At 42.7% G+C, this 14,477-nt stretch carries 13 protein-coding genes; 7 read left to right on the top strand and 6 right to left on the bottom strand.

Annotation, left to right across the window (positions count from 1 at the left end; all coding sequences use genetic code 11):
• Positions 1–5 precede the first annotated feature (5 nt).
• The 4 genes from RE474_RS10860 to RE474_RS10875 all read left to right on the top strand — a co-directional run bounded on the left by RE474_RS10860 (position 6) and on the right by RE474_RS10875 (position 3,317).
• The gene (locus RE474_RS10860; protein WP_309310385.1) at positions 6–1,310 is read left to right on the top strand and encodes a phenylacetate--CoA ligase family protein; all 1,305 of its coding nucleotides are present in this window, start codon (positions 6–8) and stop codon (positions 1,308–1,310) included.
• 43 nt (positions 1,311–1,353) lie between these two features.
• The gene (locus tag RE474_RS10865) at positions 1,354–1,791 is read left to right on the top strand and encodes an ACT domain-containing protein (protein ID WP_309310386.1); all 438 of its coding nucleotides are present in this window, start codon (positions 1,354–1,356) and stop codon (positions 1,789–1,791) included.
• 184 nt (positions 1,792–1,975) lie between these two features.
• Positions 1,976–2,323: a DUF2103 domain-containing protein gene (locus RE474_RS10870; protein ID WP_309310387.1), complete on the top strand. Its 348-nt coding sequence runs from the start codon at positions 1,976–1,978 to the stop codon at positions 2,321–2,323.
• A gap of 10 nt (positions 2,324–2,333) precedes the next feature.
• The gene (locus RE474_RS10875; RefSeq protein ID WP_309310388.1) at positions 2,334–3,317 is read left to right on the top strand and encodes a methanogenesis marker 12 protein; all 984 of its coding nucleotides are present in this window, start codon (positions 2,334–2,336) and stop codon (positions 3,315–3,317) included.
• A gap of 93 nt (positions 3,318–3,410) precedes the next feature.
• Here the strand turns inward: RE474_RS10875 and RE474_RS10880 are convergent, their stop codons facing one another.
• From RE474_RS10880 to radC, 3 genes are read right to left on the bottom strand one after another with little or no spacing between them, the layout of a single operon-like run.
• A complete protein-coding gene (locus RE474_RS10880; RefSeq protein WP_309310389.1) occupies positions 3,411–4,955 on the bottom strand; it encodes a thiamine pyrophosphate-dependent enzyme in 1,545 nt (514 codons plus the stop codon).
• Between the two features lie 15 nt (positions 4,956–4,970).
• On the bottom strand, positions 4,971–5,882 hold the full coding sequence (gene mmp11, locus RE474_RS10885) for a methanogenesis marker protein 11 (RefSeq protein ID WP_309310390.1): 912 nt from the start codon (positions 5,880–5,882) through the stop codon (positions 4,971–4,973).
• Positions 5,883–5,931: 49 nt separating this feature from the next.
• Positions 5,932–6,621 (bottom strand): RadC family protein, encoded by a 690-nt coding sequence (gene radC, locus RE474_RS10890; RefSeq protein ID WP_309310391.1) that lies wholly within the window; start codon positions 6,619–6,621, stop codon positions 5,932–5,934.
• Between the two features lie 144 nt (positions 6,622–6,765).
• On the opposite strand from radC, the gene RE474_RS10895 reads away from it, so the two are divergent.
• Complete coding sequence (locus RE474_RS10895; RefSeq protein WP_309310392.1) at positions 6,766–7,596, top strand: molybdopterin synthase; 831 nt, start codon at positions 6,766–6,768, stop codon at positions 7,594–7,596.
• Between the two features lie 44 nt (positions 7,597–7,640).
• Here RE474_RS10895 and RE474_RS10900 read toward each other — a convergent pair whose 3' ends face one another.
• The gene (locus tag RE474_RS10900; protein ID WP_309310393.1) at positions 7,641–8,051 is read right to left on the bottom strand and encodes an ArsR family transcriptional regulator; all 411 of its coding nucleotides are present in this window, start codon (positions 8,049–8,051) and stop codon (positions 7,641–7,643) included.
• Positions 8,052–8,294: 243 nt separating this feature from the next.
• On the opposite strand from RE474_RS10900, the gene RE474_RS10905 reads away from it, so the two are divergent.
• Together RE474_RS10905 and clpB are read left to right on the top strand one after the other, a co-directional pair.
• A complete protein-coding gene (locus RE474_RS10905) occupies positions 8,295–8,756 on the top strand; it encodes an Hsp20/alpha crystallin family protein (protein WP_309310394.1) in 462 nt (153 codons plus the stop codon).
• Between the two features lie 175 nt (positions 8,757–8,931).
• Positions 8,932–11,547 carry an ATP-dependent chaperone ClpB gene (clpB, locus tag RE474_RS10910; protein ID WP_309310395.1) on the top strand — a complete coding sequence of 872 codons (2,616 nt, stop codon included), beginning with the start codon at positions 8,932–8,934 and terminating at the stop codon, positions 11,545–11,547.
• A gap of 76 nt (positions 11,548–11,623) precedes the next feature.
• On the opposite strand, the gene RE474_RS10915 is transcribed toward clpB, so the two are convergent.
• Both RE474_RS10915 and RE474_RS10920 read right to left on the bottom strand, forming a co-directional pair.
• Positions 11,624–13,279, bottom strand: coding sequence for a hypothetical protein (locus tag RE474_RS10915; RefSeq protein ID WP_309310396.1), 1,656 nt, complete (start codon positions 13,277–13,279; stop codon positions 11,624–11,626).
• A 206-nt stretch (positions 13,280–13,485) separates the two neighbouring features.
• Entirely contained in the window at positions 13,486–14,337 is an 852-nt protein-coding gene (locus tag RE474_RS10920; protein WP_309310397.1) for a TrmB family transcriptional regulator, read from the bottom strand.
• Positions 14,338–14,477: the final 140 nt, after the last annotated feature.

The raw sequence follows: 14,477 nt of genomic DNA on the forward strand, positions 1-14,477 counted from the left end.
ATTAGATGATAGAATACTGGAACCCATTGATGGAAAGGATGCCAGTTGGTGAACTGGAGAAGATGCAGGAGAATAAACTCAGAAGTCTGGTTAACTATGTCTACCAGCACTCAGATTTCTACAAAAAGAGATTTGATGAAGCAGATGTCAAACCTGAAGACATCCAGACGCTTGCTGACCTGAAGAAATTACCTTTTACATACAAATCCGATCTAAGAGATACATATCCAACAGGAATGTTCTGTGTTCCCAACGAACAGCTCACACGTTTCCACGTGTCCTCAGGAACCACCGGGAAGCCAACTGTTGTAGGTTACACAAAGAATGATATCCATGCATGGAATACATCTCTTGCAAGAGCTCTAACCTCAATTGGATTGGGTCGTGGGGATATTATTCAGGTGAGTTATGGATATGGTCTTTTCACCGGTGGTCTTGGACTGCACTATGGTGCTGAAGAAGTGGGTGCCACTGTTCTTCCTACAAGTTCAGGTAACACTGAAAAACAGCTTGATCTTATGCAGGATCTGGGCAGCACAGCAATTGCCTGTACTCCATCTTACTTCCTCTTCATGAGCGAGGTTGCAAACCAGAACGGAATCAGCATACAGAATGACACCAGGCTTAAGGCCGGAATCTTCGGTGCAGAGCCATGGTCTGAGGAAATGAGGACAAGGATTGAGGAAGCAACAGGTATCAAAGCCTACGACATCTACGGTACTTCAGAACTCAGTGGTCCTCTGTGTACTGAATGCCAGTTCCAGGACGGTATTCATATCTGGGCTGACATGTTCCTTCTCGAAGTAATTGACCCTGCAACAGGTGAACAGCTCGGCGATGGTGAGCGTGGGGAGCTTGTAATCACAACCCTTGCAAAGGAAGCACTTCCACTTATCAGGTATCGTATTGGTGATATTACTATCATTAACAAGGAGCCATGCAAGTGTGGTCGTACACACCCACGTATCATGAGGGTACTTGGCCGTGCAGATGACATGCTTATCGTTCGTGGAATCAACGTGTTCCCTGGTCAGGTAGAGTCTGTACTGATGACCCTCCCTGAAGTTGGCGAGCATTTTATGATTATCGTAGACAGGGTGAATGAACTTGATACTATGACCATCCAGATAGAGATGACAGATGAGGCATTCAGTGACAAGGTCACTGATATCATTGGTCTTGAAAAGAAGGTTCAGGCTGCTCTTAAGAACGTGCTTAATCTGGCAGTTAAGGTCGAGCTTGTTGAGAAGGGGACCATCCCACGTTCAATGGGTAAAGCCAAGAAAGTGATAGATAACAGAAAGCTATAAACGCTTATGCAACATAACTTCTAATAAAAATGCAGGTGTTAATATGGAAGAAAAGATAATCAAGCAGATATCACTTTTCGCTGAGAACAAGCCAGGCCGCCTTGCTAATATTGCAACTAATTTCCGAAAGGCAGGTATCAACATAAGGGCTTTTACGATTGCTGAGGCAGGAGATTTCGGCATCATCCGGATGGTAGTTGACAAGCCTGACCTTGCACACGAAGTCCTTCATGATGCAGGATTCACAGTTTCCGAAACCAGTGTTCTTGGCATCGAGATGGAGGATGTACCCGGAGGTCTTGGTAAGATAGCTGATGTGCTTGGTGGGCAGAATATCAATATTGACTATGCCTATGCTTTTGTCACAAAGACTGAGCAGGCACTTCTTATTCTCAGGGTAAGTGACATCGAGGGGGCTATCAAGGTCCTTGACGGTGCAGGTGTAAAGCTCATCGATATGGCAGATATTCAGGAAATCTGATTTTCTGAATACTACTTATTTTATTTACCTATCTTGTTTTAAAACCATCACTCTTTTTTACTACACTTTTGTTTGCTACTTATTTCATATTCATGTTCTCTTCCGGTTTTCGCAGCCGTTGCAGGATCGGATCATTAAAACGAACCACTAATATTTTATATGACCTGTTGTCATTCCAATTGAAATGACGGATACTATCAATTCAAAAGGAGTTCACAAACCGGAGTGTAAACTCGGCGGTTCGCATACTACTATTATTGGTGGACGTGCAGGTAAAAAGATAGTGTCCATGTTGAGTCAACATCCTTCTGTCAAAAAAGTAATTCCTTCTGTAATTGCTGTAAAAGGAAAAGGTAATTCCGGCGGAAAACTTACTGCCAAAATCCAAAGACCAGATGACAGGGGAAACCTGCGACTTCTTCTTTCACATGGTACATCTTTCCAGGAACTGCGTATTGTCACGAATGTAGGCAGTTTTGAGGAAGGTGAAGACATTATGAAAGAACTTAATTCATTATTATCTGATATCTAAGGTGAAATCTATGTTCATTGGAATAGATCATGGTACAACTGCAATGCGCTTTGCTGCACTCTTTCCTGACGGAAATGTGCTGAAACTTGAGATTCCAAGAACTGAAGCTGCCGGGATGACAGAGTCCCAGCTTATATCCTCAATGGAAGATGCTTTTGGGATAAATTCTTCTGACATTTCTCTTATGGCTGTGACCTATTCCATGGGTGATGGTATAAAGGATATAGAGGACATAACCACTGTTGAGAATCGCGGTGTCAAAAGCATAGAAGGTGCAGGAAAGAAGACAGGTGGTGGCGGACTTGTTTTTGATTCTATAAGATCATCCGGCATTCCTGCAGTTGTAATTCCCGGTATCCATGAAAACAGTGATACAGACTCTCGTCTTAATATTTTCTCACATTCCACCAGTCCTGAAAAGATAGGAATTGCCTATCATGCATTTGCACTTGGATTCCATGATTTTGTTCTTTCTGATATTAGCTCCAACACCGTTACTGTTGCAGTTGCAAATGGAAAACTCATTGGTGCCATAGATGCCTGTATCTTTGCTCCGGGATTGCAACACGGTCCACTGGATGTGCAGGCTCTCAGGGATGTGGATGCAGGAAAAATAAGTGCAAATGAAGCATTTGTAAATTCAGGTGTTCTTAAACACACCTCTTTCTCAGATAGACATGAACTCATTAAAGCGGCAGCAGATGGGGATTCTCAGGCTGTGCTTGCCATGGATAGTGTGGCGCTCTTTGCTGCCATGGAAATTGCAGGAATGCAGCTTCTGATGAAGGACTATGGTTCAGTTGGTGAAGTTATCATCGAAGGTTCCGTAGGTGAAGTTCCTGATGTTGTAAAGAAGATAGAAGCTCATCTTGGAGTAAAGGCTCATGTTCTTGACAGGTGGAGTGCAGCCATTGGTTGTGCTGAGATTGCAAGAGATATTAATTCAGGTTCAAGTGAGATCCTGGGTCTTAAGGTCAATTTCAAAAATAAGTGATAAATAGTTTCCGTTTGAAATTTTAAATTATAAACTTAAAACTATAAATTATAAACTATTAGTTTTAAACAACAAATTTGAAACATCAAACGATCAGTGTTTTGTACACTTGCCTTCAATGTAGATTACAGAAACTCCTTTATTATCAAGTTTCTTTTGTATCATGTCCTGGATATTCTCTGAGCAAGCTTCTTTTCCTTCTAATTTCTGCAGCTCATCGATATTGATGCAGGTTGTATCGGGTACAAGTGCCTTTACGACTTCTTTCAGGTCCGGTGCACTCTGTCCGCCTGTCATTGCAGCAACATCATTCTGAAGTATGATTGCTAGGATATCAAAACCACTGTCTACTGCATTTATAAGTCCAATGATGCCAGAATGCGCAAGTCCGAAATCTCCGATGACTGCTATGCCCTTTCCGGGAAATCCGCAGGCTGTAGATATCGCACCACCAAGTGCAAATCCGGTGTCAACTGCGTTTAAAGGATCAGGTGCTGTACGTATGGAGCATCCCATATCTCCTGCAACCGGCTGAATATTGTGCAGTACATTGTAGAGTGGCATGAACGGACAATCGCTGCAAATAGGTCTTGAACCTCTATTAAGGATAGTCTGGATATCGATGTACTTTGAGAGTTCATCGTTATCGATGTTCTCGAAGGCAAATTCAACATGTTCTTTTTCTATTATCCCAAAAGGCAGATGTCCGGTTCTTTTTCCAAGAATCTTGCTGCAACATGTATTTATGTAAGATTCAATGAAAGGCTCGCTTTCTTCCACAACAAGTATGCGTTCATGTTGTTCTATGAAACGTTTTACAAGTTTCTCCGGCAACGGAGTCACCATTCCAAGACTCAGGTGTGAATAAGAAGAATAAACTAATTGTGTGGAAAGTATCTTGTCTACAATGAATGAAGAGTAGCCGGATGAGATTATTCCAACATTTCCTTCTTTGATCAAACAATGATTGAACCGTGAGTTTTCAGCTTCATGGATGAGGAGAGTTTCTGATTCAATATGGAAGCGCTGATGCTTTCCATGCATGGTAAGTTTCCAGATATTCCTGTCTAAAACCTTTCCTTCCTGTTTTACCTTTGAATTGATTTGTGATCGACTGACTTCCTGCTCTTCGTTCTCCAGTCGGTCAGTTATTCTCATAATTACGGGAACCTTTGTTTCCTCTGAGAGTTCAAAAGCCCGGTTAAGTGAATCGTATGCGTCCTGCGGTGTTGCAGGGTCAAAAGTGGCGGTCTCTGAAATTGCTCCGTAGAATCTGGAATCCTGCTCGTTCTGTGATGCTTTTGCTGCCGGGTCATCACCTGCAAGTATCACAAGTCCTGAGCCGATAGTGTGCATCATTGCTGTCATGAGCGGGTCGGAAAGCACATTCATTCCAACATGTTTTACCATTACCATTGAGCGGCGTCCGGTAACTGATGCACCCAATGCTGCTTCTAAGGCAGCTTTCTCATTGGTGAACCAGTGAATATCATAATTAGTAAACTCTTTCTTCTCAAAAAAGTAGTCTGCAACTGCAGTCATGGGATATCCGGCTACAGCAGTAATGAACCTTACATTGCTGTCAAGTGCTGCAAGGTAAATTGCTTCAAGGCCGGTTGTATCCTTTGTATTAGTCATAATTTGATTACTTGTTTATTCGATCTGGGCTTTCAGTTTAACTGAATCATCTGGTTGTGCGAACCATGCCAGCGCTGCAAGTGCACCAATGACTCCATTGCCATCAAGCCAGATGTCAACACCATTATCTTTTGCATACTGGAGGGCATATTCCTTTGTAAGCTCTCCACTGCGGCATTTAGTGCTGTACTCGTTGATCTTCTTTGCATCAAAGTCTGAGAGCACTACCATTCCCGTCTCATCTGAAACACTATATTTCAGGAGAGCTGCTTTCACGCTTTCAAGGAGTTCCTGTTTTGCATTCTCATCCACGCATCCGAATTCCAGTACTGTGGAAACACAGTTCTGGGTTCTTGCGGATACCGGGAACAATTGTACGAGTGAGTGTGATAGGTAAATAGACTCATTACAATCAAGTGCATTTGCCATATTATGAGTTAATGTCCAGGTAGCGCCTTCTTCTTTGGTGTCGGTGTCATCGATTCCAATGAGCACTCTTTCTCTTTTAGGAACTACGATAGTGCCTTTTGCAGCACGGCCACCGCCGGATTCGGTATAATTGCAGCGAAGTACGCCTTCAGCGAATGCCCTGCATTTTGTGGCACCCACTCCTCCTCCTCCAAGTCCTGCGTATGTAATATGGACTTCATCTCCTTCCACAATAACAGACTCAATTCCTGCTGCTGCAGTGGATGGTTTCAGTTCAAGGGTTGAAGTACCTGTCTTTACTTTGTATCTGATCATGTTCCCAATGGAACGTGTGTTCAGAATAAGCGGCGAGTGAGAATAATGGAACTTAGACCATGCAGCACCGCCATAACAGTTCGAATGCTCGATGACCTCAGCGTATTCGTTTTTACTGTCGCATATTGCGTATATGCCCCTGTATGGAGTGATATAGGGGTCACTAAGTTCAATCTCTTTCATTTGGGACTTAAATGCAAGTCAATACTTTAAATGTTTTGTTTGTCATGTGTTATCTTACATATCCTTCATCTTTCAGACTAACATATCTTCCATCACCGATAACCACATGATCCAACACATCGATACCAAGGAGCTTACCGCCTTCTACAAGTTTCTCAGTAACTGCAATATCCTCCCTGCTTGGTGTGGGATCGCCTGAAGGGTGATTGTGTGAAAGAATCACTGAAGCGCATGACTCCATAAGTGCTGCCTTGAATACTTCTCTTGGATGAACGATATTTGCATTCAGGCTGCCGATGGAAATTAGTTCCTCACGTATGACCTGATTCTTTGTATCGAGCAGAAGGGCTACAAGTCTTTCGCGCTTGTGTTCTCTCATTCCCGGATAGAGAATTGAATAAACATCGGCAGGTGATCTTATCTTTCTTTTAGGCTCATCGCTGAATCCTTCCAGCTTGCGGGCAAGTTCAAAGATGGCAGCTATCTGTGCAGCCTTTGCAGTGCCGATGCCATGAATTTTAGTGAGATTTGCGATATTTGCCTGGCTGAGCTGTTTGATATTGTATTCTGAGAAAATACGGCTGCACATGTTGATAACGTTCTCTTTCTGCGACCCTGTTCTAAGGATTATCGCCAGCAGTTCCGCATTTGAGAGTGTCTCAGGACCGTATTTCAATAGTCTTTCTCTTGGCCTTTCATCCATTGGCATGTCATGGATACTAATCTTGTAATCACTCATTGAAATGGCTACAAAATTCAAGAATATAAATTAATCGTAATTAATCTATTATAATTTACTCTTTATCTAAAAAATAGTTGCTATGAACGTGCAGGATACTGTTTGCGCTGTGTACTTATAGAATGACTCTCCATAATTCCCTTTATGAAAGTCATTTGTGTTGCAGGATATAAGAATTCAGGCAAAACAACTCTGGTTACCCGCCTTGTTGAAGCTCTTTCCGAACACGGGAAGGTTGGAACTGTAAAACAGATGCTTCATCACCGTTTCAATCCGCAGGACACTGATACGGGAAAACATTTCGATGCAGGTGCTGATCTGGTAGCGGCGATAACAGATACTGAGCTTGTAACCATTAAACGTGATCCTACTCTGGAGGATGCTCTGGACTCTCTTGCAGACAACGGAGCAGACTTTGCAATAGTTGAAGGTGCAAAAAGCAGTGATCTTCCAAAGATCTTCCTTGGTGAGCCGGAAGGCTCTGATGAGATCTCCAATATACTTGTCAAACTGCCTGTAAGATCTGAATGGCATATGGCTCCTCTTGTTGAACTCATCCATGATCAACCTGAATGGGTAACACTTGACTCTCTTATCAGAAAGGTGCGAGCCAATCCAAACATCCGTCTTTCAGGCGGTATCGCAACATTCACCGGAATAGTCCGCCGTATCAACAATAATGTGGAAACGACTGCCATAGATTTTGAAAAATATGACGGTGTTGCTGACAGAGCTATTGAAAAGATATGCATTGACATGAAACAAAAGGAAAACATAATTGATGTACTCATTCATCACAAAACAGGACTTATTAGATCGGGTGAGGATATCGTTTACATAGTTGTGGCTGCCGCTCACAGGCAGGAGCTTTTCCAGACACTTGTCGATTCACTTGAGCGTATAAAGGAAGATGTTCCTATCTGGAAAAAAGAGTACACCATTGAAGGTGATTTCTGGGTTCACGACAAGCTCTGAATTAAAATGGAAAAAAGCATTACAATAAATGGGTTGAGGTAGTTTTATCTGTTCTTCAGTCCCATCTGCTCATCTATTTCTTCGGCGATTTCTTCCAGTTCCTGGAATATGCGCTCGGAATCTTTTCTCATTTCCTGTACCGCAGCCTTAAGACTTCCTCCACGAATGTACAGTCCTCTTTTTTCTCTATAGATAAGTCCTGAATTGATAAGGTTCCTTATGTGGTGGTTCACTCTGGACTGGTTGACCTCAATACTCCTGGCTATGATATCTGATGATATTTTATCCTGGTTTTCTGCCAGCTGCTGAAGTAGATCGAGGACTATCTGTGTAGCAAGGTTTTCCGTATCACGGCCGGAAGATAATCCGAAACTGTCACAGAACCAGCGAATATCTTCTTCCAGTCTCTTTTCTCTGGGTTTTTCCAGATTTACGAGGATAATCTGCTGTGGCATAGTATTACTCTATTGAATTGCCTGTATATATAGCTTACTTGTATTTTATCGATATCATCTCGATAAAAACGATAAAATAGCTATTTTCTACAAAAGATTTAAATAGGAAATCCACAATATAATTGTTCAGTTAACAGGAGTTATCCTGTTCCTATCATGAAACAACAATTACAAAACAGAAAACAAACGGAACCGCCGGACGACCAAAAAAATCAGAATATCCATGAGAACAGGAGTGATAATATGAGATTTGGTTTAACAAAAGTAACGCCAGCAAGAAGTGGAGTATGGAATCCAATGGAAGAAATAGTGCAGATGCAGGATATGTTAAACAACATGTTTAAAGAGAGAAGTTTCGGGGACAGATGGTCAGAACCTGGAATTCTTGCACCTCTTGTGGATGTTAAGGATGAAGGTTCCGAATTACTTGTCACAACCGACCTTCCGGGAGTGGAGAAAGATGATGTTGACCTTGATGTCAGCGATAACATGCTGACAATATCTGCAAAGCGCAGTTCAGACAAAGAAGAAAAGGACGAAGGATACCTGCGCAGGGAAAGGACTTACAGTTCATTCTCAAGAACTGTGACCTTACCAAACACAGTCTCTGCAGAAGGTGCAAAGGCAAAACTCGAAAACGGTGTGCTTACTGTTACTTTGCCAAAGCTGCAGATAGAAGAAAACAAAAAGATACCCATCGAATAGATGGGTCCATACATGAGTAACATTCCTGCATAGCTGGGGCAATGGCCGCTTGCTATCAGGTTTTTTATTTACTCATTCCGGGTTCAGACATGACCCCGAAAAACGTGTCAAAAAGGATTTAACTTAGAATCAAAAAATAATAAATGGGAAATGTCAATCCCGGGGAGTTTATAATATGGATCTTAATCGTTTCACACAAAAAGCCCAGGAAGCTATCCAGGGTTCAAGTACAATTGCTGCAAGATACAGAAACCAGCAGATAGACTGCGAACACATGCTTCTTGCATTGCTGGAACAGAGTGGGGGACTGGTAACAACCTTACTTCAGAATATGGAAGTTCCGGTGGACCGCGTAAAGGAGAAAGTTGAGTCTCAGCTTGCAGGTCTTCCTCAGGTGTCAGGGCCTGGCGGCGATCAGGTATACATGACTCAGACCATGAGGCGCGTCCTTGATGCTGCTTCACAGGAAGCCGGCAAGATGAAGGACGAATATGTAAGTGTCGAACACCTCCTGCTTGCAATGGTGGAAGAAAAGGACAACCAGTGCGGTAAAATACTTGCAAGTGAAGGCGTTACACGTGACAGACTTCTTGAAGCGATAAAGCAGGTAAGGGGGAATAGAAGAATAACTTCAGAGAATCCGGAAGACACAATGGAACCATTAAAGAAGTACGGTATAGACTTCACAGAACTTGCAGCTCAGGGTAAGCTTGATCCAGTTATCGGAAGGGATCAGGAGATAAGGCATTCAGTTGAGATACTTTCACGCCGCAGGAAGAACAACCCTGTACTTATCGGTGAAGCTGGTGTAGGTAAGACTGCAATTGTCGAGGGTCTTGCACAGCGTATTGCCAAGAAGGATGTTCCTGATGCCATGAAAGACAAGCGTATCATTGCCCTTGATATGGGTGCATTGATAGCCGGTGCCAAGTTCCGCGGTGAGTTCGAAGAGAGGCTCAAGGCTGTACTTAAGGAAGTTGCAGATTCCGAAGGTCAGATAATTCTCTTCATTGATGAGATCCACACAATCGTAGGTGCAGGTGCCACAGAAGGTGCAATGGATGCAGGAAACCTCCTCAAGCCAATGCTTGCACGTGGTGAGCTTCACTGTATCGGTGCTACAACTGTTGATGAATATCGTAAGTACATTGAAAAGGATGCTGCACTTGAACGCAGGTTCCTGCCGGTATTCGTTGAGGAGCCAACAGTAGAGGACACAATTTCCATCCTCCGTGGACTGAAGGAGAAATATGAGGTACACCACGGTGTACGTCTTAAGGACTCTGCACTTGTGGCTGCTGCGATCATGAGTCACCGCTACATTGCAGACAGGTTCCTTCCAGATAAGGCGATTGACCTTGTAGACGAGGCTGCTGCAAAGAAGAGAACTGCAATTGACAGTAAGCCTGCAGAACTTGACGAGGCTGACCGTAAGATCATGCAGCTTGAGATCGAGCGCGAGGCATTGAAGAAGGAGAAGGATGCTGCTTCAAAGGATCGTCTGGAAATTCTTGAGAAGGAACTTGCTGATATCAGGGCTGAATCCGATGCAATGAGAGCAAGATGGGATCGTGAAAAGGAAGCGATTTCAAAGCTTGGTTCACTGAAGCAGGAGATAGAGGACACGAAGATCCAGCTTGAACTTGCTGAGAACGACAACAACCTTGAGCTTGCTTCCAGACTCAAGTACGGAACTCTCATTCCACTGCAACACCAGTATGCTGAAGAGGAAAAACTGCTTCAGGATATGCAGGGTGAGATGCTTCTTAATGAGGAAGTCGGCGAAGAGGATATTGCCGATGTTGTCAGCCAGTGGACCCACATACCTGTAACAAGGCTTATGGAAGGGCAGCGTGAGAAGCTTGTGCACTTTGAAGACAACCTGCACAACCGTATCATAGGTCAGAGTGAAGCTGTAAAGGCAGTTGCAGATGCGGTTATACGTAACTACGCAGGTATCAAGGACCCAAGGCGTCCGATTGGAAGTTTCATCTTCCTTGGTCCGACAGGTGTCGGTAAGACCGAGCTTGTAAAAGCCCTTGCAGCAGAGTTGTTCGATGATGAGAACAACATGGTGCGTATTGACATGTCCGAGTACATGGAAAAGCACACCGTTGCAAGGATGATCGGAGCACCACCCGGTTATATCGGACATGATGAAGGTGGACAGCTCACAGAAGCAGTACGCAGAAGACCATATTCAGTTGTACTCTTCGATGAGATCGAAAAGGCGCATCCTGATGTGTTCAACGTCATGCTTCAGATACTTGATGACGGTCGCCTGACCGATTCCAAGGGCAGGACCGTGGACTTCAAGAACACGCTGATAATCATGACATCCAACATCTTCGCAGGAGATCTTACAGAAGTCCTGAAGTCCGAGGAGGATGCACAGGATGTGGATTACAACATACTGCAGATGCGTGCAATGACCGAGCTTGGAAAGTATTTCAGGCCGGAGTTCCTCAACCGTGTTGATGAGATTGCTCTCTTCCATGCACTCAAGCCTGAAGAACTTGTCAGGATCGTTGACATCAAGGCTGCCGATCTTGTAGAGAGGCTTAAGGACAAGCGTATCAGTCTTGAGCTTACAGATGCAGCAAAGGCATATCTGTCAAAGGCAGGATACAGTGAAACCTTTGGTGCAAGGCCACTTAAGAGAGTCATTCAGAACGAGGTCGAGACAAGGATTGCAAAACTCATTGTTGCAGGCGACGTGCCGGAAGGTTCAACAGTGGTCGTTGACAGCAATGGTGCAGAGCTTACTGTGGATGTTCGGTCTGCGGAATAAAGACAAAAGTCACAAAAACAGTTTCCGGTTGCAATTAAGCAACCGGTAAATCACTTTTTTAATCTTATTTAATATCTTAAAATCCAAGTGCCATTCTAATGAGCACTATAAATCCAACAAACAGGTCAAGTACTATCAGTCCTCCAATAACCATTCCACCCAGTTTCAGGTATTTAGTGTCAAAGTCAAGTATTGACAGTGCATTCTTCACTGAGTCCATGGTGTCATTGGCTTTCTCCACGGTTCCTTTAGCTTCCTCTATGGTCGCGTTGACATTATCAAGCAGCAGGTCGATGCGAGGCTGTTCCTCTGTCCTGACATTTTCCAGTACTCCGTGAAGTTCATCCAGTGTCTTTGGAATGATTCCCGGTTCCTCGACCCACTTGTTTGAAAGGAGTTCATATTTCTTCTCCATTTTGAGCGATTGTCTGAAATAGAACGCTTTCTGTGCCTTCATCAGGTCGTAATTGCGCTGGTATCCATCAAATTTTGTACTCAGTGATGCTGATATCTTTGCACCGTAAGGCTGTATCATGGACATTGAATTGCCGGGTGATTTCTTGATGGAGGTTGCAAGTCTGGCAACGTTTGCTGCAGATATGCTTGCTGTTGCTTTCTTTGCCACAGCTGAACTTGCGGTTGTACTTGCAGTTTCGACATTGCTAGCTGCAGTTGCTCTTATTGTTGGTTGTGAACTTGAAAGGCTTCTTACAGTTCTTTCATTTATACTTGCGTCAACAGTTCTTATATTGTCTCTTGCAATCTCTGTTCTTCCGACACTTTCACTTACAGTTATGTCTTTATCAACAACATCTGCAACACTGATGTTGTCTTTTATTGAATCGGCAATGTTTATTGTATCAACAATGTTTGCAGCACTGATGACATCGTCAAGTACGCTGCTTGCATAGATGTTATCTTTCGGAACGCTGATCTTGCCTGCAGCTATCTCAAACTTGTTTACCGGATGTACTTTTACGATTTCCCCCAGTTGTGCAGTTACCGTATCTTTCCTTGAGATGAGTCCCTGATAGTAGAGTTTGTCAATCTGGATCATATCCAGCTGGTCCCTGATTGATGGACTGAGTTCAGCTATTGAAACAGGAACTTTCTTCTTGGTGACAAAGAGTTTCTTAACTTCTTGAAGGACTTCTTCACTCACATCCAGATTGTCATCAAGAGATGCAAGTATGTCCTCGATCATTGGTTGTTCGATAGTGTTGAATCTTTCAAGAGTTTCCTTGGCGTTATAGATGCCTGTGGTAAGAACTCCTGGTTCCTGATAGAATATGTCGTGAATTTCCTGATTCACGCTGGCAAGCTTTGCCATAAGCTGGAATTTTTCCATTACATCACTGAGATTGGATATTATGTCCCAGAAATTAAAATCAAAGTTGCCTGTATTACTGACTCCTTTCTCTTTGAGCTTGTTCTCAAGACGTGTTTTTTCCTGTCTCAACGAATCAAGTCTTGCTTTTTCCTCGTCCCAGAGATCAGCTTCACTTCTTGGTGTCAGTCTCTGGATGGTAAGAAGCTCTTCTGCCTCTTTCAATGTTGAATTCAACTGCTCGCCTACAGCCTGTATGGTCGAACCGATGACTGCAATCGCCATACCTGCTTCTTCAGCTGCTCCTCCAATATCATCCGCTGCGTTTCCTGCCTGGTAGATAGCCTTTCCAGCTGTGTATAATCCACCCGTTGCTACTCCTAATACCACGTCATACCATGCCATATCTATTCCTCCTGTCCTCTCCCTGATATCCTTCCGAAGTGATGACTCAGTTTACATGCACCACTATTTTACAAAGAGTAAACCCACAAATATCCTGTTTCCACTCCGAAAAATCAGGACTCTGTTAATTTTATGTATGGGATATAATATATGCTTTACCTATATTGGATGGTATATTAATATGGCAGATATTTTTCAAAAAGTATTCAGAAATTAAAACTCACTTTTTTTCCCTTTACCCAGAGTTCTTCAAATTTATCTTTCAGTTTTGCCGCATATTCTTTATCGTACACTTTTAGTTCGCCAAATATTTTATCAGGAATTAAGGGGTCAGGAATTGGTATGTGTGTTATATATTCATCAATAAGTCTGAAATCATAATCACAATCTAAAGCCTTTGCATCGATGTTCTTTTTGATCATTTCTTTATCAAGTGGATCTTTGATATGTTCAAACCGGTTTTTTAATAAATATGTAAACATCTCTTCCGGGAAAATAATTTTAATCTTAATTCCTTTTTTTGCAGCTTTGACAAATTCGTCAACAACGGTAGGCATAAATGTGCTGGGTTCAATAGTTTTATCTTTACAAATTAACTTTGACATTTTTGCCGGTTTTACATGCAATATCTCGGTTTCAACTTCATCAAGCATATTCTTGATGTTTTTAATGATGTCCTCTTCACCAATGGAGGTGGCCCAGAACTGAAGTTCCGTATGTTCAGGTTGGGTCATATCGCAGAATTTGGATTCAAGTTCCGATACTTTCAGTTTGAAGTTCTCCAGTTCATTCTTTGTTTCCTCTTCTTTTTTGGTGTAAAGGTTGTTCAAGGCAATAGATGGTTTAACTGCTCTGTATTTACGGGGTCTTGACCTCTGGAATTCAACCAGTCCCATATTGTTCAGGTTTGAAAGAACTTCATAAATCTTTCCAACAGGTATGTCAGATTTTCGTGACAATTCCTGTGCTCCGGTAACTCCTTCTTTTAGCAATGTTGAGTATGCAGAGGCTTCGTATTTTGTAAGCCCAAGATCTCTTAATGATCCTTCATTGTCCATGTTATCACGTTTTATTATTCTAGTTCAAAAGTTGTATATTACAGTTTCTTTATTAAAACAACTATAAAGATGTTTTTCCTGGTAAGATTTATATTCCATGCGCTCGTAGTCATACTCGACGATATATAGTCAGGTATTTG

The organism is Methanolobus sediminis (genome assembly GCF_031312595.1).
Lineage (GTDB): Archaea > Halobacteriota > Methanosarcinia > Methanosarcinales > Methanosarcinaceae > Methanolobus > Methanolobus sediminis.

Excerpts from the sequence above, each read along its gene's own strand:
- RE474_RS10880 (WP_309310389.1), bottom strand. The coding sequence starts at position 4,955 with ATGACTAATACAAAGGATACAACCGGCCTTGAAGCAATTTACCTTGCA.
- RE474_RS10920 (WP_309310397.1), bottom strand. The coding sequence starts at position 14,337 with ATGGACAATGAAGGATCATTAAGAGATCTTGGGCTTACAAAATACGAA.
- RE474_RS10900 (WP_309310393.1), bottom strand. The coding sequence starts at position 8,051 with ATGCCACAGCAGATTATCCTCGTAAATCTGGAAAAACCCAGAGAAAAG.
- clpB (WP_309310395.1), top strand. The coding sequence starts at position 8,932 with ATGGATCTTAATCGTTTCACACAAAAAGCCCAGGAAGCTATCCAGGGT.
- RE474_RS10865 (WP_309310386.1), top strand. The coding sequence starts at position 1,354 with ATGGAAGAAAAGATAATCAAGCAGATATCACTTTTCGCTGAGAACAAG.
- RE474_RS10915 (WP_309310396.1), bottom strand. The coding sequence starts at position 13,279 with ATGGCATGGTATGACGTGGTATTAGGAGTAGCAACGGGTGGATTATAC.
- RE474_RS10895 (WP_309310392.1), top strand. The coding sequence starts at position 6,766 with ATGAAAGTCATTTGTGTTGCAGGATATAAGAATTCAGGCAAAACAACT.
- RE474_RS10875 (WP_309310388.1), top strand. The coding sequence starts at position 2,334 with ATGTTCATTGGAATAGATCATGGTACAACTGCAATGCGCTTTGCTGCA.
- mmp11 (WP_309310390.1), bottom strand. The coding sequence starts at position 5,882 with ATGAAAGAGATTGAACTTAGTGACCCCTATATCACTCCATACAGGGGC.
- radC (WP_309310391.1), bottom strand. The coding sequence starts at position 6,621 with ATGAGTGATTACAAGATTAGTATCCATGACATGCCAATGGATGAAAGG.
- RE474_RS10860 (WP_309310385.1), top strand. The coding sequence starts at position 6 with ATGATAGAATACTGGAACCCATTGATGGAAAGGATGCCAGTTGGTGAA.
- RE474_RS10870 (WP_309310387.1), top strand. The coding sequence starts at position 1,976 with ATGACGGATACTATCAATTCAAAAGGAGTTCACAAACCGGAGTGTAAA.
- RE474_RS10905 (WP_309310394.1), top strand. The coding sequence starts at position 8,295 with ATGAGATTTGGTTTAACAAAAGTAACGCCAGCAAGAAGTGGAGTATGG.